Source organism: Sulfitobacter sabulilitoris, from assembly GCF_005887615.1.
GTDB lineage: Bacteria > Pseudomonadota > Alphaproteobacteria > Rhodobacterales > Rhodobacteraceae > Sulfitobacter_E > Sulfitobacter_E sabulilitoris.
In genome coordinates this window covers 1,712,519-1,732,354 of the sequence record NZ_VANS01000001.1, presented here as the reverse complement: position 1 = coordinate 1,732,354, position 19,836 = coordinate 1,712,519, and the positions used below count along the sequence as shown (strand labels likewise).

Here is a 19,836-nt window from a genome sequence, read left to right as displayed (position 1 = left end):
CGCCAGACCTATCAGCCCCGGCGGCCCTGTCCAGCACCGATAACGCCGTATCAAAGGGCGCATGTGGCGCAAATCGGTTGGCGGGGTGGTGCGCGGTGCGCTATGACGAAGCAAGACCAACCCCCAAGGAGGCCTCGCGCCATGAAGATGTCCGACACCCGCCAGATCGCAGCGACCCCCGCACAGGTCTACGCGGCCTTGCTCACGCCGGAAGTGCTCGAGGCCTGTGTGCCCGGCGCGCAGGATGTGACGGGCAACCCCGACGACGGTTTCGAGGCGACAGTGGTGCAAAAGGTCGGCCCGGTGAAGGCCACCTTCAAGGGGCAGGTGACGCTGACCGACATGGTGCCGGACCAGTCCATGACGATCAGCGGAGAAGGCAAGGGCGGGGCGGCGGGCTTTGCCAAGGGCGGCGCGCAGGTGCGCATGGCGGAAAAGGACGGCGGGACCGAACTGAGCTACGACGTGGAGGCCAAGGTCGGCGGCAAGCTGGCGCAGCTGGGCAGCCGCATCATCGACGGCTTCGCCAAGAAGATGGCCGATCAGTTCTTTTCCAATCTGCAGGAAACGTTGGAAGGGCCGGCGCAGTCCGCGGACGCCCCTGCCGACGACGCGCCCGAGACGGACAAGAAAAGCTGGCTGAAGCGTCTGACCGGCAAATCCTGATCGCAGCCTGCGTGCCGGTCCCTGCGCGCTGTGCGGCGGGGATGTGCGCTTCTGCTCTGTTCAAGGTCCTGTCCGCGCCCTAGGTTGCGCCTCAAGACCAAACCGGAGACAGGCATGCCCCCCATTCTGAAGATATCCAACCTGCGCAAATCCTATGACGGCGGGTTCGAGGCGCTCAAGGGGGTCAGCCTCGAGATCGAAGAGGGCGAGATCATAGCGCTTCTGGGGCCCAATGGCGCGGGCAAGACCACGCTGATTTCGACCGTGTGCGGCATCACCACGGCCACGGCGGGCAGCGTGACGGTCGGCGGTCACGACATCCAGACCGAATATCGCGAAGCCCGGTCGATGATCGGGCTGGTGCCGCAGGAAATCGCGCTCGAGCCGTTCGAGAAGGTCATCAACACGGTGCGGTTTTCACGCGGGCTGTTCGGAAAGTCGTCAAAGGACGAAAAGCTGGAGCAAATCCTGCGGCAACTGTCCCTGTGGGACAAGAAAGACAGCCAGATCCGCGAATTGTCGGGTGGAATGAAACGCCGTGTACTGATCGCCAAGGCGTTGGCGCACGAGCCGCGCGTTCTGTTTCTCGACGAACCCACGGCGGGGGTCGACGTGGAATTGCGCAAGGATATGTGGGACATCGTCGCCGGGCTGAAATCCGACGGCGTGACCATTGTCCTGACGACGCATTATATCGAAGAGGCCGAAGCCATCGCGGACCGCATCGGCGTGATCGCCAAGGGTGAATTGCTGCTGGTGGAGGACAAGGCCAAGCTTATGGCGCGCATGGGCAAGAAACAATTGCACGTGCAGCTGACCGAACCCATAGATGCGTTGCCCGCTTCATTGAAATCGGAACACGTGACCCTGTCCGAAGACGGTGCCGAGCTGATCTACACCTACGACACGCGCGGTGAGCGGACGGGCATCACCAAGCTGTTGGCGCAGGTGGCGAACGAAGGTCTTACCCTGCGCGACGTCGTGACCCGGCAAAGCAGTCTCGAGGATATCTTTGTCGACCTCGTGCATGAAGACAAGGAGGCCGCAGCATGAACTGGACCGCGATCCGTGCCATATACGTTTTTGAAATGGCAAGATTTTTCCGCACGATCATGCAAAGCCTGATTTCACCGGTGCTGTCCACGTCGCTGTATTTCGTGGTGTTCGGCGCGGCGATCGGCAGCCGCATCGATCAGGTCGAAGGCGTCAGCTACGGCGCGTTCATCGTGCCGGGACTGATCATGTTGTCGGTGATGACACAGGCGATTTCCAACGCGTCATTCGGCATCTACTTTCCGAAATTCATCGGCACGATTTACGAGCTGTTGTCGGCGCCGATCAGCTTTCTCGAGATCGTCATGGGCTATGTCGGCGCGGCCGCGACCAAGGCGATGTTCATCGGGGTCATCATCCTGATCACCGCGTTCTTCTTTGTCGATATCGACATCCAGCACCCGCTGGCGATGATCGCCTTCCTGATCCTCACCTGTCTCAGCTTTGCGCTGTTCGGTTTCATCATCGGCATCTGGGCCGGCAATTTCGAACAGTTGCAGCTGGTGCCCCTGCTCATCGTGACGCCGCTGGTGTTCCTGGGCGGCTCGTTCTACTCGATCTCGATGCTGCCGCCGGTGTGGCAGGTCATTTCCAAGTTCAATCCGGTCGTCTACCTGATCTCGGGCTTTCGCTGGTCGTTCTTCGGCACGGCCGATGTGCCGATCGGCATCAGCCTGCTGGCCATCGCCGCCTTCACCGGGATCTGCCTTGCTGCGATCTGGTGGATTTTCAGGACCGGGTGGCGTATCCGCGATTAAACGCCACGTGACCTCGGGGACTGGGCGCGCACGCGCCTTGTTTGCCGCAGCTATCCGATTACATGGAGCGACATGAAACGCTGGATCCCCTTTGTGAAATCATCCCCCACGGTGGCCGTCGTGCGCCTTGCGGGAATTATCGGTGCCTCCGGGCGCGGCACGCTCAATGACGCGACGCTGGCGCCGGTCCTTGAAAAAGCCTTCGCGCGCGGCAAACCCGATGCGGTGGTGCTCGAGATCAACTCGCCCGGCGGATCGCCGGTGCAATCCTCGCTGATCGGCGCCCGGATCCGACGGCTGGCGGGCGAAAAGAACGTGCCTGTCCTTGCCTTCATCGAAGACGTGGCGGCATCCGGCGGGTACTGGCTGGCGGCGGCGGCGGATGAAATCTATGCCGACGAAAGTTCGATCCTCGGGTCCATTGGCGTTATTTCGGCGTCGTTCGGCGCGCATGAATTCCTGGCGAAACAAGGCCTGGAGCGGCGCGTCTACACGGCGGGCAAATCCAAATCCATGCTGGATCCGTTCCGCCCCGAACAGCCCGCCGACGTCAAACGCCTCAAGGGGCTGCTGGGCGACATCCACACCAACTTCATCGATCACGTCAAGGCTCGCCGCGGTGCCAAGCTGGCAGACGGCGAAGACCTGTTCACCGGCGAGGTCTGGCTTGCGCGGCGCGCTGCCGAACTTGGGCTGATCGACGGGTTGGGCCATGTGAAGCCGATGATGCAGGAGCGGTTCGGCGACAAGGTCAAGTTCCGCCGCTACGCGGTGCGGCGCCCCTTCCTGCAACGCTTTGGCGCGCAGGTCGTCGAGGATGCGGTGCAGGGCATCGAAGAGCGCGCGGCCTATGCGCAGTTTGGCCTGTAGCGCATGATTTTCAAGATCGTCTCCCTGTTTCTGGTGGTCATCGGTGTGCTGGCCATGTTCGGCAAGATGCATTGGCTCGGGGGCAAACGCCTGAGCCAGGCCAAATGCCGCGGCTGCGGTCGCTACCGCATCGGGCGTGGTCCGTGTTCATGCGGCAAGGGGAGCGCGTGACATGCTGACGCCGTGGCTTTTGTGTGGCCTGGGGCTCGTGATCCTGCTTCTGGCGGGGGACGCACTGGTCAAGGGGGCGGTCAACCTGAGCCTGCGGCTGGGCGTGCCCGCGCTGATCGTCAGCCTGACGATCGTGGCTTTCGGGACGTCCGCGCCGGAATTGCTGATCTCGATCAACGCGGTTCTCGACAACGCGCCGGGGATCGCGCTTGGCAACGTGGTGGGGTCGAATACGGCGAACATCCTTCTGGTGCTGGGTATCCCGGCGTTGCTGGCGACGATGCGCACATCGGAATGCAACACGCGCAAGACCTACCTGCAGATGATCGCGGCCTCGGTGCTGTTCATCGCGCTGGCGTTCCGCGGCACCTTCGACTGGATCGCCGGCGCGGTGCTGCTGACCGCCTTGACCCTGATGCTGGGGATCGCGTTTCGCGACGCGCAAAACCACCGCGAGGCCTGCCGCAACGGCGACAACGACCTGGAAGACGTCGAAGGCGCGGACCCGAACATGCCATGGTGGCGGATTTCGGTGTATCTCGTGCTTGGGCTTATCGGCCTGCCGCTGGGCGCGGACCTGTTGGTGACGAATGCCACCATCATCGCCAAGACCTACGGCATCACCGATACCGTCATCGGTCTTACGCTTGTGGCGGTCGGCACATCGTTGCCGGAACTGGCGACCACCGTGATGGCCGCGCTTCGGCGCCAGGCCGACGTGGCGCTGGGCAATGTCATCGGCTCGAACATGTTCAATCTTCTGGCCATCATCGGGATCGCCAGCTTCGTCGGGCCGATGCCGGTCGATCCCGAGTTTCTGCGGTTCGATCTGTGGGTCATGCTGGGGGCCTCGGTTCTGCTGGCGCCGTTCGTGTTCATGGGGCGCGACCTGACGCGCCGCTGGGGCGTTGCCTTGACCGCGTTGTATCTGGGCTATCTGGCGATTGTACTCAGCTGAACCGCGCACAACGAAAGGACGACCGTTGCCATGACCCGCAGCCTTGTGACAGGAGCCGGCCACCGCTTGGGCCGCGCCATGGCGCTGTACCTCGCCGGGCGCGGGCACGATTTGGCGGTGCACTACGCCACCTCGCGCGACGCCGCGCAAAGCGTGGTGGACGAGATCCAGTCGATGGGCCGCAACGCCGTCCTGGTCCAGGCCGACCTGCTGGAGGACGCAGAGGCGGAACGCCTGCTGCCTGCCGCGGCACAGGCATTGGGTGGTCCGATCACCTGCCTGATCAACAATGCGTCGATCTTTGAATACGATACCGTGGCCACCGCCACGCGGGACAGTTGGGATCGTCACATTGGCAGCAACCTGCGCGCGCCCTTCGTGCTGACCCAGGCAATGGCCGCTCAAGGGTTGAAGCCCGAGGTCGATGCCCGAGGGGAGCCGCACGCCAGCGGCCTGATCGTCAACATGGTGGACCAGCGCGTGCGCAAACTCACGCCGGAGTTCATGACCTACACGATTGCCAAGATGGGCCTTTGGGCGATGACCCAGACGACGGCACGCGCGCTGGCCCCCGCGATCAGGGTGAATGCCATCGGCCCCGGGCCGACCCTGCAGGGCGCGCGCCAGACGGATGCGCATTTCGCCGCGCAACGCGATGCGACCGTGCTGCGACGGGGGGCCAATCCGGCCGACATCACCGCCGCGCTGGGCTATTTCCTCGATGCGCCCGCGATCACCGGGCAGTTGCTGTGCGTGGACGGCGGGCAGCACCTCGGTTGGGAAACGCCGGATGTTCAGGGCGTGGAATAGACGGGTTGCGGACGAAAGTTCTGCACCGTCTTTACGGGTGTTACAAAAGCGTTACCAAAACCCTATTGTTTTCAGGGCCTTGCCAATGCGAAAAGAAAATATCATTTGATATCAACGCGTTGAAACTGTGCCCAAAAAATAGGCAATCTCAAGAAACACCCATGAAACAAGGAAAATTATTGGCTGCCATGAAGTTACCCAAAGAGTTATCCACAGCAACCGTGGACTTCTTATGTCTTGTCTATGCGCGCGCTACAGTGCAGCCAAACCAGAGAATCAGAACCGCATCAAGATGACAGAACCGACTGACACTCCCCCCAAGGATGTGCCCACGGGCCACGATGTCATCCAGGGGTATCTCAAGACGCTGGACAGCTCGCCGGGGGTGTACCGGATGCTGGATGGTCAGGCGCGCGTGCTGTACGTCGGCAAGGCGCGGAACCTGCGCGCGCGGGTTGGCAGCTATGCACGGCCGACTGGCCATTCGGGTCGGATCGCGCGGATGATCTCGATGACCGCGTCGATGATGTTTCTGACCACCCGCACCGAAACGGAGGCGCTGCTGCTCGAGCAGAACCTGATCAAGCAACTCAAGCCAAAATTCAACGTCCTGCTGCGCGACGACAAGAGCTTTCCCAATATCCTCGTGACGGCCGATCACGCCTATCCGCAGATCAAGAAGCATCGCGGCGCGAAAAAGGAAAAGGGCCAGTATTACGGCCCGTTCGCCAGCGCCGGCGCGGTGAACCGAACGCTGAACCAATTGCAACGGGTGTTCTTGCTGCGTGACTGTTCCAACGCGATGTTCGAAAGCCGCACGCGGCCCTGTCTGCAATATCAGATCAAGCGCTGCTCGGGGCCCTGCGTGGGCAAGATCGGCGCGGAGGATTACCGTCAGACCGTGCGCGACGCGGAAAAATTCCTGTCCGGGAAATCGACGGATATCCAGGTCAGGCTGGCCGGGGAGATGGAGGCCGCATCCGAAGCGATGGAATTCGAGCGTGCCGCCGCGCTGAGGGATCGGATTCGTGCGCTGACGCAGGTACAGACGGCGCAGGGCATCAACCCCAAGGGCGTCAGCGAGGCGGATATCATCGCGCTGCATATGGACAGCGGCCAGGCCTGCGTGCAGGTGTTCTTCATCCGCTCGGGCCAGAATTGGGGCAACCGCGACTATTACCCGCGTGTCGGGGCCGATGTGGACCCCGCCGAGGCGCTGGAGGCGTTCATCGGACAGTTCTACGACACCCGCGAACCGCCCCGGCAACTGATCCTCAGCAACGAGATCGAAAATCCCGACCTGATGGCCGAAGCCTTGAGCGGCAAGCTGGGCCGCAAGGTGGAATTGCTTGTGCCCCGGCGCGGCGAAAAGGCCGAATTGATCGAGGGCGCGCTGCGCAACGCCCGGGAATCGCTGGCGCGCAAAATGGCGGAAAGCGCCACGCAGACCAAGCTGTTGCAGGGACTGGCAGACGCGTTCGAATTGCCGGGCCCGCCACAGAGGATCGAGGTTTACGACAACTCGCATATTCAGGGGGCGTTCGCGGTGGGCGCCATGATTGTGGCGGGCCCCGACGGTTTCCTGAAAAACCAGTACCGCAAGTTCAACATCCGGGGCGACGACCTGACCCCCGGCGATGATTTCGGAATGATGAAAGAGGTGCTGACCCGCCGTTTCAAGCGCCTGATCAAGGAGGATCCGGATCGCGACAGGGGATTGTGGCCGGACCTTTTGCTGATCGATGGCGGCGCAGGGCAGGTCAGTGCCGTGCGCGAGATAATGGCGCAGCACGGGGTGGATGACATCCCGATGGTCGGCGTGGCCAAGGGCATCGATCGTGACGCGGGCAAGGAGGAATTCTATCGCACCGGCAAACGGGCCTTTGCGTTGCGCCACAATGACCCGGTGCTGTATTTCGTGCAGCGCATGCGCGACGAGGCGCACCGCTTTGCCATCGGCACGCACCGCGCCAAGCGGGCCAAGGCGGTCGGCGCCACTCCGCTCGATGATGTGCCGGGCGTGGGGGCCGCGCGCAAGCGGTCGCTCTTGGCGCATTTCGGATCGGCAAAGGCCGTCAGCCGCGCCAATCTGAGCGATCTCAAGGCGGTCGAGGGCGTCTCTGACGCGCTGGCCGAAAAGATCTATGATTTCTTTCATGATCGCGGCTGATCGCCTGCGTGTGCGGTTGGTGCTTTCGCCCCGACTTCGCAGAGTATAATGTGTTGGTATGAATTGGACTTTACCCAATATCCTGACCGCCTTGCGGTTGGTCGCGGCGCCTGCGGTCGCCATCATGTTCCTGTATTTCACCCGGCCCTATGCGGACTGGTTCGCGCTGATCCTGTTCGTGTCCGCCGCGATCACGGATTGGTTCGACGGCTACCTTGCCCGGACCTGGAAACAGGAAACCAAGCTGGGCGCCATGCTGGACCCGATCGCCGACAAGGCGATGGTGGTGATCGCGCTGATGGTGATCATCGGATTCTCGAGCTGGTCGCCCTGGCTGGTGCTGCCCGCCACGATGATCCTCTTTCGCGAGGTGTTCGTGTCTGGCCTGCGCGAATTCCTGGGTGACACGGCGGGCACGCTCAAGGTGACCTATCTGGCCAAATGGAAGACCACCCTGCAGATGGTCGCCATCGCGGTGCTGTTTTCGCAAGGCGTGTTCGAACATTACCTGATCGTGTCGGCCTGGGGCATGGACGAGGCGATGATCGCAAGCATCCTGGACGGCACCACCGAAGACCTGCACGGTCTGCGCTGGAAGGCCGTGGCGATGAAGGGGGCAGGGCATGTCGGGCTCTGGCTTTTGTGGATCGCGGCATTGCTGACGATGATCACGGGCGTCGATTACATGCTCAAGGCAACGCCGCATCTGAAGGAGGATCATTGATGGATGTGCTGTATTTCGCATGGGTGCGGGAACGCATCGGTCATCCGCGCGACACGGTCGACACCCAAGCCGCGACGGTGGCCGAGTTGGTCGCCGAACTGAGCGCCCGCGAGGACCGTTATGCCATGGCGTTTTCCGATCTGTCGGCGCTGCGCGTGGCCGTCGATCAGCAGCTTGCCGATTTCGACGCGCCATTGGCCGGTGTGCGCGAGGTGGCCTTTTTCCCGCCGATGACGGGGGGATAGACCATGCGCATCTCTGTCCAGTCAGAGCCGTTCGACCTTGGCGCCGAAAGCACTGCCTTTGCGGCGGGCCACCGTGACATGGGGGCGATCGTCACCTTCACCGGCGTCGTGCGCGACCTGCCCGGCGATCCGCTCGAGGCGATGGAGATAGAGCACTATCCCGGCATGACCGAAAGCGCCCTGCACGACATCGCCGCGACCGCGCTGGACCGCTGGTCGCTGGGCGATGTGCTGGTCATTCACCGGCACGGCCGCCTGACACCGGGCGAGATGATCATGATGGTGGCGACCGCCGCACCGCACCGCCGCGATGCCTTCGAGGCGGCGGAATTCCTGATGGACTACCTGAAATCGCGTGCGCCGTTCTGGAAGCGCGAGATGACAGCCAAGGGCGCCGATTGGGTGGCGTCGAAAGCCGAAGACGAGGACGCGCTGGACCGCTGGGCGTAAGGGCCGGTCACGTCGGCAGGGGTGGCCCGCATTGTGCGGTGGCGCGCGCGCGGTCAGCCGGCCTGCTGACGGTCGATATGGGCGCGCATTTCCTCGGCCTCGTGACGCGCATCGCGCAGTCCGTCCATCGCCGCGCGCAATTCGGCCTCGGTCTGTGCCAACTGGTTGGTCAGTTCGGCCTCGCGCTGCTGAAGGTAGGTGATCGCCTGATCGCGGGTCTCTTCCGCCTCGTGCAATTCCTGGCTCATCCGGTCCAGTTCTGCCACATCGTTGGCGGCGACGCGCGAAAACCGGTGCACCAGCCAGTTGGAAAACCATCCCAGGCAGAATGCCACGAAAAGAATGATCGCTGTGGCAACAACAAATTCCGTCCTGCTCATTGCCCGGGCCCTTCTTCGCTCGTCGTCTCGTTGGGCAGTATATCGCTGTTTTCAGCGATGGATTCCAGCGCTGAATCGCCCTCGGGCACGCTTGGTTCGGGTTGAATCAGACGAAATTCGATGCGGCGGTTGGCCTCGCGGCCCTCTTCGGTGTCGTTGTCGGCAACCGGCTGCGCCTCGCCGTAGCCCTTGGCGGTGAACGACGAGGTCAGCACCCGGCGCGCCCGCAATTCGTTCAGGACCGATTGCGCGCGGCTCTGGCTCAGCGACAGGTTCATTTCCTCGCGGCCCTGGCTATCGGTGTGGCCCTGGATTTCCAGCCTCAGATCGCCGCAGGATTTGATCACCTCGGCGATGTCGTCCATCGTGGCCAGCGCCGAGGCGTCGATGGTGGCGCTGCCGGGCTCGAAATTGATCTTGCCCGCAGCGACGATCGCGCCGATTTCGGCCTCGCATTCCTCGGGCGTGGGCAGGCCCGCGACCGGGTCCAGCTTTTCGCGGTAGGTCACGTCGATCTCGAATTTTTCGGCTTCGCCCAGCTTGGCGGCAAGCAGGCTTGCGATCACCGCGCGGGCATCGGAATTGCCGGTGTTGCCCGTCACCGAAAGGCTGTCGGGCTGGATGCGGACGGCGCCGTTGCTCAGCTCGGAGAGGGCCTCCAGTCCGGTCAGAACCCGCGCGGCCCAATCGGCGGGCAGGTCCGGCACCACGCGCGCCGCGACATAGACACGGTCGGACCCGAACCGCGCCTTGGCAAAGCTGTCGGCAAGATTTCGAAACGCCTCGTCCGGCACCCGGCCGCGCAACTGCACCTGGCCCTCGGGGCTCAGGGTCGCGATGAACTCGGGCGGGCCGACGTCGGGATCGACGGTTTCGGGCAGTTTGGAGAAAAGCGCAAATACATCCGGCAGGCTGTTTTCAAGCTCGCCCACCACCGTGTCGAACGTGTCCTGCGCTGTGCCTTCGGCGGCAATCAGTGTGATGTCGGCATCGGAAAACGTGACCGACCCCGCGCCCAGCCTGGCCAGTGCGGCGATGGATTGCGTCACCGCCTCCGACCACGTCGGGCTGGGCACGCCCATGCCCACCGTGCACCGACCGACATCGGTCATGCCCGCGGCGGCGGCTGCCTTCAGGATGGCGTCGCGGCTGTGCTCGGTATCTGCCGAACAGGCGTCGAAATGGGGCCCGCCGTCGTCGATGACAAAGCGCAGCGTGAAGGGCGTGATGACGGGGCGCGGCGCCGCGATGTTCAGCGTAAGCAACACCGCCGGCGGGGCCGCGCGGCTCAGCGCGCGTTCCATTTCCGCCTTGTCCTTGGCGCTGTCGGTGATCGCGGTGATCTCGACCCGGCCCGCGCTGATCGACACCTTGGCCCGCGGAAGGTCGTCCAGCGCGGTCAGCGCAAAGCCAAGCGCGTCCTCCCATCCCGGCGGGGCAGGATAGTCCGCGACCTCCAACAGGTCGGTCACACGGTCCTGACCGCTGACCCGAATGAAGCGGTCGACCATCGCCTCGCGGTCGGTGCTGACGGGGATCAGGCCGATCACCGAAAGACCGGCGTCGTTGCGCAGCACTTCGGCGGAAAACCGGGGGGGCGCTATGGCGGCCTGCGCCTCCACTTCGATCTCGTCGATCACGCGCGCCGCATCCACGATGGTTCCGGCGGCGGTCAGCGCCTGAAACCGGACCGCTTCGCTCTGGGCAAGCCCGGCCAGCGTGACCTGAAGCCCGTCGGCTTCCACTTCGGCCCATGTCAGGCCGCGCGCGTCGAGCGCATCGCGCACGCCGATCTCTGACGAATCCTCGATCAATTCGACGGAAAAATTTGCGGCAACAAGCGAAATCGCGGCGGCCGCGGCAAAGGTCAACCCTGTGATGAAGATGGAGGAAAGGCGCATGTCACCGTATGTGTTGTCTGACTTGGGTCAGTTGATACGCCGCAGCGCGCGGGGTTTCAATCACACCAGCAGGGCCGCCACGAAAAACACAAGCGGGATCATGCCGGTGTCGCGGTTGGCGCGAAACAGCTGCAACAACTTGGCGTTGTCCTGGGTGTCCAGTCCGCGCAGTTGCCACGCCATGTGCCAGCCCATCGCCCAGGGCCCGCCCAGGGCCAGCACCATCGCCAGCACCGACGCCTGCGGCAGGGCGGCGTAGATCACCGCGATCCCCATCAGCCCGACGGTCGCCATCAGGAACCGGCGCAGCCATTGCGCGGTCTTGTCGCCAAATAGCCGCGCGGTGGATTTCACGCCGATCAGCGCGTCATCTTCGGTGTCCTGGTGGGCATAGATGGTGTCGTAGAACAACGTCCAGGCGATGCCGGCAAGATACAGAACCACGGCCGGCGCCCCCAGCTGTCCGCCATGCGCGGTCCACGCCAGAAGCGCGCCCCAGTTGAACGCAAGACCCAGAAACACCTGCGGCCACCAGGTGAAACGCTTGGCAAAGGGATAGACCGCGACCGGCAGCAGCGCCAGAACGCCAAGGCCGATGGCGGCAAGGTTGAAGGTCAGGAGAATGCACAGCGCCAGCAGCGCCTGCGCACACATCCAGACCAGCGCACCGGCGACGCTGACCTGTCCCGACGGAATCGGACGCGATCGGGTGCGTTCGACCCTGCCGTCGATGTCGCGGTCGGTGATGTCGTTCCACGTGCATCCCGCCCCGCGCATCAGCCACGCCCCGATGGCGCAGCCAATGGCGATCCACGCATCGAACCAGCCTGCCTGCTGGTCGTGCAGCATCGACAGGGCCAATCCCCACCAGCACGGCAGCAGCAACAGCCAGGTGCCGATGGGCCGGTCCGCCCGGCTGAGCCGCAGATAGGGGCGCGCCGCGGCCGGGGCCCAGCGGTCGACCCAGTTGTCCTTGACCGCGTCCGCGACCTGACCATCTGGTGTTGGCGTGTCGCCTTGCATATGTACCTGCCTTATGGATCAGAAGATGACTGCGAAAATCAGACTGTATGTAGAGCACCCACTGGGGCCGGGGCAATCTGTTCCTTTGTCCCGCGATCAGGCGCATTACCTCTTTGGCGTCATGCGGCAGGGGGTGGGCGACGCGGTCGCGCTGTTCAACGGGCGCGATGGCGAATGGCTGGCCACGGTGGCCGAGGCGGGCAAACGCGGCGGGACACTGGTGTTGGTGGAGCAAAGCCGCGCCTTGCAGATGCCGCCCGACCTGTGGCTGGTGTTCGCGCCGATCAAGAAGGCGCGAACCGATTTCATCGTTGAAAAGGCCGCCGAGATGGGCGCGCGGCGCATTCTGCCGGTGCAGACCGAATTCACCAACGCGGGCCGGATCCAGCGCGACCGCCTGCAGGCCCACGCCGTCGAGGCGGCAGAGCAATGCGGGGGCACGTTCGTGCCGCAGGTGGACGATCTGATCCGGCTGGACCGTCTGATCGATGGCTGGGATACCGCCCGGCAGGTGATGTTCTGCGACGAGGCGCTGGCGGATGCGCCGCCCAAACCCGCCTTTGGCGCGGCGGGCCACGATGGCGCGCCCTGGGCCATCCTGATCGGCCCCGAAGGCGGGTTTTCCGACCGCGAGCGCGCGCGTCTGCACAAGCCCGACCACACCCACCCGGTGCAGCTTGGCCCACGGATATTGCGGGCAGATACCGCGGCGGTGGCGGCGATGACCCTGTGGCAGCAGCGGTTCGGAGACTGGGCGTGAGTGGCTTTTTCCGGCCCGAGGCCGTGCGGGCCGTGATGCGCTGGCGCGAGGCCCTGGTGGGCGGCGCGGCAGTGCTTGTGGGGCTTTGGTGGACTGTCGGTCCCAGCGGCCTGCTGGCCATTCCGGGGGCTGCGCTTCTGGTCGCGGGCGGCGCGCTGATCTGGATCGGCGTGCAACGGGGGCGCTTTCGCGGCGATGGCGGCGGCACGGGTGCGGTGCAGGTGGACGAGGGGCAAGTGACCTATTTCGGGCCGCTCAACGGTGGCGCGGTGGCCCTGCGCGAATTGGATCGCCTGACACTCGATCGCACCGTCTATCCGCCGCACTGGCGCCTGGATCAACCCGGACAGCCGCCCCTGCTGATCCCGGTGAATGCCGAAGGGACGGACGCGCTGTTCGATGCCTTTGCCACGCTGCCGGGGTTTCGAACCGAGCGCATGCTGGGCGAATTGCAGGCCCGGCGCGGTGTGTCGGTGGTGATCTGGGAACGCGAACCGTTACGTCCCGCACATTTGCCTCTGCATTGACACACCGGGCAAATCACCGCATCCCTGCCGCAACAGATCGTAGTCCCAAGCACCGGAGCCACCCCACATGTCCATTCCCCAAAACGGCGGCGGCCCGATCGAGCGGCACGAACAACTGGCAGAGTACCTGGCCGATGGCTGCAAGCCCAAGTCCGACTGGCGCATCGGCACCGAGCACGAGAAGTTCGGCTATTGCAAGGACACGCTCAAGCCGCTGCCCTACGAAGGCGACCGGTCGATCCGCGCCATGCTCGAGGGCCTGCGCGACGCCCATGCCTGGAGCCCGGTGGAAGAGGGCGGCAAGCTGATCGGGCTGGAAAAGGGCGATGCGAACATCAGCCTCGAACCGGGCGGTCAGCTTGAGCTTTCGGGCGGTCCCTTGCAGAGCATTCACGAGACCTGCGACGAGGTGAACACGCACCTGCGCGAGGTCAAGGACGTGGCCGACCGTATCGGCGCGGGCTTCATCGGGCTGGGCGCGGCCCCGATCTGGACCCATGATGACATGGATCTGATGCCCAAGGGCCGCTACAAGCTGATGAACGAATACATGACCCGCGTGGGCACCATGGGGCGCGTGATGATGCGCCGGACCTGCACGGTGCAGGTCAACCTCGATTTCGGATCCGAGGCGGACATGGTCAAGAAACTGCGCGTGGCGCTGGCGCTGCAGCCGGTGGCGACCGCGCTGTTTGCGAATTCACCATTTTTCGAGGGCAAGCCGAACGGTCACAAGTCCTGGCGCAGCCGCGTCTGGCGCGATCTCGATTCGTCGCGCACCGGCATGTTGCCCTTCGTCTTCGAAGACGGCTTCGGGTTCGAGCGGTGGGTGCAGTACGCGCTCGATGTGCCGATGTATTTCGTCTATCGCGACGGCAAGTACCTCGACGCGCTGGGCATGTCGTTCCGCGATTTCCTCAAGGGCGAATTACCCGCGCTGCCGGGCGAGAAACCGACGCTGAGCGATTGGGCGGACCACCTGACGACGGCGTTCCCCGAGGCGCGGATCAAGAAATACATGGAAATGCGCGGCGCCGACGGTGGGCCGTGGCGCAGGCTGTGTGCCTTGCCGGCCTTCTGGGTCGGTCTGATGTACGATCAATCCTCGCTCGACGCGGCGTGGGACATGGTCAAGGACTGGGACGCGGAGACCCGCGATGCGCTGCGTGTGGCCGCATCGGTCGATGCGCTGCAGGCCGAGGTGAACGGGATCAGGATGCACGACATCGCCCGCGAGGCCGTGGCGCTGAGCCATGCGGGGCTGAAGGCGCGGGCACGGCCCGGCGCGGGCGGTCTGATCCCCGACGAGACGCATTTCCTCAACACTCTGCACGAAAGCATCGAAACCGGCAGGGTTCCGGCGGACGAGCTCTTGGAAAAGTACCATGGGGAATGGGGCGGCGACCTGACGCGGATCTACGCCGAATACAGCTATTGACGGTGCCGGGAGCGGATCGCCCCCCCCGAGGATCATTGCGCCCCTTCACCAAGTCTTAAGGTGATCCGGTCTAGGCTTGCAGGCAACGCACAGCCATCGGGATGGATCACCATGAGAGCGAAAACACTTCAGGATCTGATCGGAAACGGGCCTGTCCATGTCACCGAACAGCAAGAAAGCATCCGGTCGGCCTGTACCGCGATGAGCGCCGCCAACATCGGTGCGCTTCCGGTGGTGGAGGGCAAGCAACTGGTCGGGATCCTGAGTGAACGCGACGTGATACGCCGCTGCGTGATCGTCAACCGCCTGCCCGAGGACACCACGGTCAAGCAGGTGATGACCCCGAACCCGCAGTGGTTGCCCGCCGATGCCCGGCCTGCCGAGGCGTTGGAGGTGATGATCAAGGGGCGTTTCCGCCATTTGCCCGTCTGCGAAGGTGGCAGGATTGTGGGTGTCGTGTCGCTCCGGGATATTCCCAAGGATACGATCAACCCGATCGAGAGGTTCTTTCGCGGTGCGCGGCGCAGGGCGACGGTCTGACCCGGTTCAGGGATCTGGATCCAACTGGAAACCAGTCAGAAAGGCGACGACCTTTCCCGTGCTCATTTCGCAGGGGAACAGCGCGGGCCCGCTGTCCAGATTATACAGATTGAAGCTGATGTAGTCGCGGCCGCCCAGTTCTTCTGCCACCAGCTTGATCGATCTGCCGCCATTGAAAATCGTTTTGCAGAGGATCCAGCGTTGACCGCAGGCACGCCCTGTCATGGTGCCCGCGGGCAGGGCGGCCAGGGCTTTGACAAAGCTGTCAGGAGGACGGTGCGTCACGCTTTTCGCCGATCCGCGGTTCCGTTCCCGCCTTGATCCGGGCGATATTGCCGCGGTGCCGCCAGAACACCAGCAGTGTCAGCGTAATCCCCAGCAGCAGCATCGTCCCATAACCGAGCAAGATGATCAGGAAGGTGGACGCCGCGGCGCCGACCAAGGCGCCCATCGACGAGATCCGGAACGCCAGCGCGCCGAGGACCCAGGCGATGCAGCAGCCCAAGCCGACGGGCCAAGCCAGCGCCAGCATCACGCCAAGGAACGTCGCCACGCCCTTGCCGCCCGCGAACCGAAGCCAGACCGGATAGCAATGGCCGATCATCGCAAAGAGCGCCGCGACCTGTGCCGCATCCTCGCCGGTGCTGGCGCGCGCCAGCAGCACGGCGATGGCCCCCTTGACCCCGTCCAGCAGCAGCGTCAGCGCGGCGGCGGTCTTGTTGCCGGTGCGCAGCACGTTGGTCGCACCGATATTGCCGGAGCCGATGCTGCGCAGATTGCCCAGCCCCATCGCACGGGTGAGGATCAGCCCGAAGGGGACCGACCCCAGAAGGTAGGCGACGATGGCCCAAAGGCCCAGCAGTGCGGCGGAAGTTTCAATGATCGGCATCAGGTTCTTTCATAAACGGCATGTCCGGCGACGTATGTCGCCAGCACCTTACCCTGCATCCGCGCCCCGTCAAACGGCGTGTTCCGGGATTTCGACCGAAGCGTCGCGCGGTCCATCAGGAAGGGCGCATCGGGGTCGAACAGGACCAGATCCGCAGGTGCGCCAACCGCCAGCCGCCCGCCGGGCAGGCCAAGCCGGGTGGCGGGGTTCAGCGACATGGCGCGCCAAAGAACCGGCAGATCGATCAGCCCCGCGTGATACAGCCGCATCGCCGCGGGCAGGAAGGTTTCAAGCGCCACCGCACCGCTGGCCGCTTCCTCGAACGGCAGTCGTTTGCTTTCCTCGTCCTGCGGCGTGTGCATGGAACTGATCACATCGATCAGCCCGCTGGCGACGGCCTCCGCCACCGCAAGGCGGTCCTCCTCGTCGCGCAGGGGCGGCTTGAGCTTGAAGAAGGTGCGATAGTCGGCGACATCGAGCGCGTTCAGCGTCAGGTGATGGATCGACGTGCCGGCGGTGATATCAAGGCCGTTGGCCTTGGCGCGTTGCAGTGCGGGCAGGGCGCGGGCGGTGGTGATCTGGTCGGCGTGATAGCGTGCGCGCGTCATCTCGATCAGGGCGATGTCGCGGTCGAGGCCCATCCGCTCGGCCATCGGCGATACGGCGGGCAGACCGCGCAGCGACGCGAACTTGCCGCTGGTCGCAGCCGCACCAAGGCTCAGGATCGGCTCTTGCGGATGGGCAATGACCAGCGCGCCTAGGCTGCGGGCATAGGTCAAAGCGCGCGAAAACACCTTGGTGTCGGTGACGACCCGGTCGCAATCGGTGAAGGCCACCGCACCCGCGTCCATCAGGAACCCGATTTCCGTCATCTCGCGCCCCGCGCGGCCCTTGGTCAGGGCGGCCATCGGCACGACATTGACGGGGGCTGCCTCGTTCGCGCGGCGGGTGACGAATTCCAGTGTCTCGGGGCTGTCGATGGCGGGCGTCGTGTCGGGGCGTGTGACCATCGTGGTGACGCCCCCCGCCGCCGCCGCCAGCCCGGCCGAGCGATAGCTTTCCTTGTGCCGCTCGCCCGGTTCGCAGACCTTGACGCCGATGTCGACGATGCCGGGGGCCAGGTGCCTGAGCCCGCAGTCGATCACGGTGTCACCGCCCGGCGCCGGCGCCTGAGCGGGCAACAGCGCGGTGATCACGCCGTCTTCGACCCGCAACCCACCGGTCGTGACGGTGCCGCGTTCCGGGTCGATCAGGCGGGCATTCAGGAAGGTCGTCGCGCTCACGATGCGATCCAGACCATCATCCCGGCCACGCCGAAGGCCACCAGAAGGGCGATCATCGCGATGCGCCCGGACATTTTCGGATCGGGTTTCGGCTCTTTCATGGCGACCTCCGGGTCAGGGAAAGGGGATCAGGCAAACAGCCACCAGACCAGCAGCGCCAGCGCCGCGATCACGGCCATCACGGCCATCGCGCTGCCCGCGGGGCCGCGCGCCGGCGCGGGCGGGGTCACGCCGGGGGCGCCGGTGTAAGGCTGCGCGCTGTCCGCGGTCAGCGGCGGCAGGTCGGTGACGGGTTCAAATTCCGAATAGGTCCCGATCAGCGTGAGATCCGCACCTGGGGTCAGCGTGACCTCTTCGCCGCCGAAGCTGTCGGAGAACACGATCAGCACGTAACCGTCCAGCGCCTCCAGGCGGGCGCGATCCGGGGCGATCTGCGCCTCGTCCACGGCATAGCCATCGGCAAGGTATCCCGCCAGCCCGACCCCGACGAGATCGGCCACCGGAAAGATCTCGGCGGTGGCGGTGTCCAGCGATGCGTTGGCCAGCAGGTCGCGGGCCAGATCGGGCTTGGACATGGTCTCGAGCGCGCTCAGGATCTCGGGCACCGGGCGGTTGATGGCAAAGACGCGGATCTTGCCGCGCTCGCCCTTGGGAATGTGAATGGGGCCGGTCATACGGGGTTCGCCTTTCGAGTGCCGGGTATCAGGTCTGTCACTGTCTGCGCATCCTCGATGAATTCAAAGGCCAGCGCATCCGAAGGTGACCGGGCGTCCGCGCGCTTGATCAGCAGCGACGGCGGCAGTGTATCTCGAAACGGCTCTGCGGTGGCGCCGTCGCGGTCGAATTCGCGCAACTGGCCGCCCCGCCGCCACAGGATCCGCGTGTCGGTGATCGCATAGCGCGTCTTGCGCAGCGCGAACCACGCCGACCAGGACCGCATGAAGGAAAAGCCAAGCACCGCGACAAGCAGCACGAGGCTGAGCGGTTGCGCGTCGCGCGCCTCCGGGCTGACGGCAAAGGCCGTCGTCACCATCAGCAGCAAGACCACGCTCCACCCCATCTGGCCATAAAGACGCCTGTTCTGCCAGGTCGGGACGGGCGCCGGGCGGCCCTGCCATTGCACGACCTCGCCCTCGGTCAGAACATCGCTCCAGTCCGCCTGCGTCATGCCGCACCCTCGGCCCGGGTCAGTGCCAGGTTCTGCGCCAACAGATCCATCGCGGCCATGCGCACGGCAACGCCCATTTCCACCTGATCCTGGATCACGCTGCGGTTGATGTCGTCGGCCAGCGTGCCGTCGATTTCAACGCCGCGGTTCATCGGGCCGGGGTGCATCACGATGGCGTCGTCCTTGGCATGGGCCAGTTTGTCGGCGTCCAGCCCGTAGCGGTGGTAATATTCGCGTTCGCTGGGGATGAACCCGCCGTCCATCCGCTCTTTCTGAAGCCGCAGCATCATCACCACGTCAACGTCGCGCAGGCCCTCTTCCATGTCGTCGAACACCTCGACGCCAAAGTCGGCGATGCCGCTGGGCATCAATGTGGGCGGCCCGATCAGTCGCACGCGGTTTTCCATCTTGCCCAGCAGGATGATGTTCGACCGCGCCACCCGGCTGTGCGCGATATCGCCGCAGATCGCGATCGACAGGCGGTGCAGCCGTCCCTTGGCGCGGCGGATCGTCAGCGCATCCAAAAGCGCCTGCGTGGGGTGTTCGTGTTTGCCGTCGCCCGCGTTCAGCACGGCGCAGTTCACCTTTTGCGCCAGCAGATCGACCGCGCCCGACTGCGGATGCCGCACAACCAGCAGATCGGGGTGCATCGCATTCAGGGTCATCGCCGTGTCGATCAGGGTCTCGCCTTTCTTGATCGAACTGGCCTGCATCGCCATGTTCATCACATCCGCGCCAAGCCGTTTTCCCGCGATCTCGAAACTGGCCTGCGTGCGGGTAGAGGCCTCGAAGAACATGTTGATCTGCGTCAGCCCGGCCAGCGCATCGGCATGTTTGTGCGGTTGCCGGTTCAGATCGACGTAGCGATCGGCCAGGTCCAGCAGGGTCACGATCTCTGGCTGGCGCAGCGGCTCGATGCCAAGCAGATGGCGGTGTGCGAAAGTCATGGGCGGCAACCTTGAGCTATTTTTTGTCTTATAGGGACAGGCGCCAGCACGGGCAAGGCGCGCGGCGTGCAACAAGCGGTTCTGTTTCCCCGGGCGGGCGCCTAA

General features: G+C 64.5%; 23 protein-coding genes and 1 pseudogene. 15 read left to right on the top strand and 9 right to left on the bottom strand.

Translation table 11 applies throughout. The features are described 5' to 3' along the window. The first annotated feature begins 141 nt into the window (after positions 1–141). The 11 genes and pseudogenes from FDT80_RS08325 to FDT80_RS08280 all read left to right on the top strand — a co-directional run bounded on the left by FDT80_RS08325 (position 142) and on the right by FDT80_RS08280 (position 8,875). On the top strand, positions 142–666 hold the full coding sequence (locus FDT80_RS08325) for an SRPBCC family protein (RefSeq protein WP_138661710.1): 525 nt from the start codon (positions 142–144) through the stop codon (positions 664–666). Between the two features lie 114 nt (positions 667–780). Then, a complete protein-coding gene (locus FDT80_RS08320) occupies positions 781–1,719 on the top strand; it encodes an ABC transporter ATP-binding protein (RefSeq protein WP_138661709.1) in 939 nt (312 codons plus the stop codon). Beyond that, entirely contained in the window at positions 1,716–2,477 is a 762-nt protein-coding gene (locus tag FDT80_RS08315; RefSeq protein ID WP_138661708.1) for an ABC transporter permease, read from the top strand. The genes FDT80_RS08320 and FDT80_RS08315 overlap by 4 nt, the downstream gene beginning before the upstream one ends. A 72-nt stretch (positions 2,478–2,549) precedes the next feature. Further along, positions 2,550–3,347, top strand: coding sequence for a S49 family peptidase (locus tag FDT80_RS08310; protein ID WP_138661707.1), 798 nt, complete (start codon positions 2,550–2,552; stop codon positions 3,345–3,347). A 3-nt stretch (positions 3,348–3,350) separates the two neighbouring features. Then, complete coding sequence (locus tag FDT80_RS18860; protein ID WP_170311814.1) at positions 3,351–3,518, top strand: hypothetical protein; 168 nt, start codon at positions 3,351–3,353, stop codon at positions 3,516–3,518. A gap of 1 nt (position 3,519) precedes the next feature. Next, the gene (locus FDT80_RS08305; RefSeq protein ID WP_138661706.1) at positions 3,520–4,476 is read left to right on the top strand and encodes a calcium/sodium antiporter; all 957 of its coding nucleotides are present in this window, start codon (positions 3,520–3,522) and stop codon (positions 4,474–4,476) included. A gap of 21 nt (positions 4,477–4,497) precedes the next feature. Continuing rightward, positions 4,498–5,286, top strand: a pseudogene (locus tag FDT80_RS08300) (SDR family oxidoreductase); the annotation flags it as partial. A gap of 292 nt (positions 5,287–5,578) precedes the next feature. Further along, positions 5,579–7,456 carry an excinuclease ABC subunit UvrC gene (gene uvrC, locus FDT80_RS08295; RefSeq protein ID WP_138661704.1) on the top strand — a complete coding sequence of 626 codons (1,878 nt, stop codon included), beginning with the start codon at positions 5,579–5,581 and terminating at the stop codon, positions 7,454–7,456. A gap of 58 nt (positions 7,457–7,514) precedes the next feature. Further along, entirely contained in the window at positions 7,515–8,180 is a 666-nt protein-coding gene (pgsA, locus tag FDT80_RS08290) for a CDP-diacylglycerol--glycerol-3-phosphate 3-phosphatidyltransferase (RefSeq protein ID WP_138661703.1), read from the top strand. Next, positions 8,180–8,425: a molybdopterin converting factor subunit 1 gene (gene moaD, locus FDT80_RS08285; RefSeq protein WP_138661702.1), complete on the top strand. Its 246-nt coding sequence runs from the start codon at positions 8,180–8,182 to the stop codon at positions 8,423–8,425. The genes pgsA and moaD overlap by 1 nt, the downstream gene beginning before the upstream one ends. 3 nt (positions 8,426–8,428) lie before the next feature. Beyond that, positions 8,429–8,875 carry a molybdenum cofactor biosynthesis protein MoaE gene (locus FDT80_RS08280; RefSeq protein WP_138661701.1) on the top strand — a complete coding sequence of 149 codons (447 nt, stop codon included), beginning with the start codon at positions 8,429–8,431 and terminating at the stop codon, positions 8,873–8,875. Positions 8,876–8,928: 53 nt separating this feature from the next. Here FDT80_RS08280 and FDT80_RS08275 read toward each other — a convergent pair whose 3' ends face one another. From FDT80_RS08275 to ubiA, 3 genes are read right to left on the bottom strand one after another with little or no spacing between them, the layout of a single operon-like run. Next, positions 8,929–9,255 carry a hypothetical protein gene (locus FDT80_RS08275; protein WP_138661700.1) on the bottom strand — a complete coding sequence of 109 codons (327 nt, stop codon included), beginning with the start codon at positions 9,253–9,255 and terminating at the stop codon, positions 8,929–8,931. Further along, positions 9,252–11,156, bottom strand: a complete 1,905-nt coding sequence (locus FDT80_RS08270) for an OmpA family protein (protein ID WP_138661699.1) — start codon at positions 11,154–11,156, stop codon at positions 9,252–9,254. The genes FDT80_RS08275 and FDT80_RS08270 overlap by 4 nt, the downstream gene beginning before the upstream one ends. Before the next feature lie 60 nt (positions 11,157–11,216). Then, the gene (ubiA, locus tag FDT80_RS08265; RefSeq protein ID WP_138661698.1) at positions 11,217–12,179 is read right to left on the bottom strand and encodes a 4-hydroxybenzoate octaprenyltransferase; all 963 of its coding nucleotides are present in this window, start codon (positions 12,177–12,179) and stop codon (positions 11,217–11,219) included. Positions 12,180–12,204: 25 nt separating this feature from the next. Between ubiA and FDT80_RS08260 the strand changes: the two genes are divergently transcribed. The 4 genes from FDT80_RS08260 to FDT80_RS08245 all read left to right on the top strand — a co-directional run bounded on the left by FDT80_RS08260 (position 12,205) and on the right by FDT80_RS08245 (position 15,444). Continuing rightward, positions 12,205–12,939 carry a 16S rRNA (uracil(1498)-N(3))-methyltransferase gene (locus tag FDT80_RS08260; RefSeq protein WP_138661697.1) on the top strand — a complete coding sequence of 245 codons (735 nt, stop codon included), beginning with the start codon at positions 12,205–12,207 and terminating at the stop codon, positions 12,937–12,939. A gap of 35 nt (positions 12,940–12,974) precedes the next feature. Beyond that, positions 12,975–13,466, top strand: a complete 492-nt coding sequence (locus FDT80_RS08255; protein WP_138661836.1) for a hypothetical protein — start codon at positions 12,975–12,977, stop codon at positions 13,464–13,466. A 67-nt stretch (positions 13,467–13,533) separates the two neighbouring features. Beyond that, positions 13,534–14,904, top strand: coding sequence for a glutamate--cysteine ligase (locus FDT80_RS08250; protein ID WP_138661696.1), 1,371 nt, complete (start codon positions 13,534–13,536; stop codon positions 14,902–14,904). 111 nt (positions 14,905–15,015) lie between these two features. Then, positions 15,016–15,444, top strand: coding sequence for a CBS domain-containing protein (locus FDT80_RS08245; protein ID WP_138661695.1), 429 nt, complete (start codon positions 15,016–15,018; stop codon positions 15,442–15,444). Between the two features lie 6 nt (positions 15,445–15,450). On the opposite strand, the gene FDT80_RS08240 is transcribed toward FDT80_RS08245, so the two are convergent. The 6 genes from FDT80_RS08240 to FDT80_RS08215 all read right to left on the bottom strand — a co-directional run bounded on the left by FDT80_RS08240 (position 15,451) and on the right by FDT80_RS08215 (position 19,731). Then, on the bottom strand, positions 15,451–15,669 hold the full coding sequence (locus tag FDT80_RS08240) for a hypothetical protein (protein ID WP_138661694.1): 219 nt from the start codon (positions 15,667–15,669) through the stop codon (positions 15,451–15,453). A gap of 40 nt (positions 15,670–15,709) precedes the next feature. Next, positions 15,710–16,333: a glycerol-3-phosphate 1-O-acyltransferase PlsY gene (gene plsY, locus FDT80_RS08235; RefSeq protein ID WP_138661693.1), complete on the bottom strand. Its 624-nt coding sequence runs from the start codon at positions 16,331–16,333 to the stop codon at positions 15,710–15,712. Next, positions 16,333–17,616, bottom strand: a complete 1,284-nt coding sequence (pyrC, locus tag FDT80_RS08230) for a dihydroorotase (RefSeq protein WP_138661692.1) — start codon at positions 17,614–17,616, stop codon at positions 16,333–16,335. Before pyrC ends, plsY begins: the two co-directional genes overlap by 1 nt. 128 nt (positions 17,617–17,744) lie before the next feature. Continuing rightward, positions 17,745–18,290 carry a hypothetical protein gene (locus FDT80_RS08225; RefSeq protein ID WP_138661691.1) on the bottom strand — a complete coding sequence of 182 codons (546 nt, stop codon included), beginning with the start codon at positions 18,288–18,290 and terminating at the stop codon, positions 17,745–17,747. Then, a complete protein-coding gene (locus FDT80_RS08220) occupies positions 18,287–18,784 on the bottom strand; it encodes a hypothetical protein (protein WP_138661690.1) in 498 nt (165 codons plus the stop codon). Before FDT80_RS08220 ends, FDT80_RS08225 begins: the two co-directional genes overlap by 4 nt. Beyond that, positions 18,781–19,731, bottom strand: a complete 951-nt coding sequence (locus FDT80_RS08215; protein WP_138661689.1) for an aspartate carbamoyltransferase catalytic subunit — start codon at positions 19,729–19,731, stop codon at positions 18,781–18,783. The genes FDT80_RS08220 and FDT80_RS08215 overlap by 4 nt, the downstream gene beginning before the upstream one ends. Between the last annotated feature and the right edge of the window lie 105 nt (positions 19,732–19,836).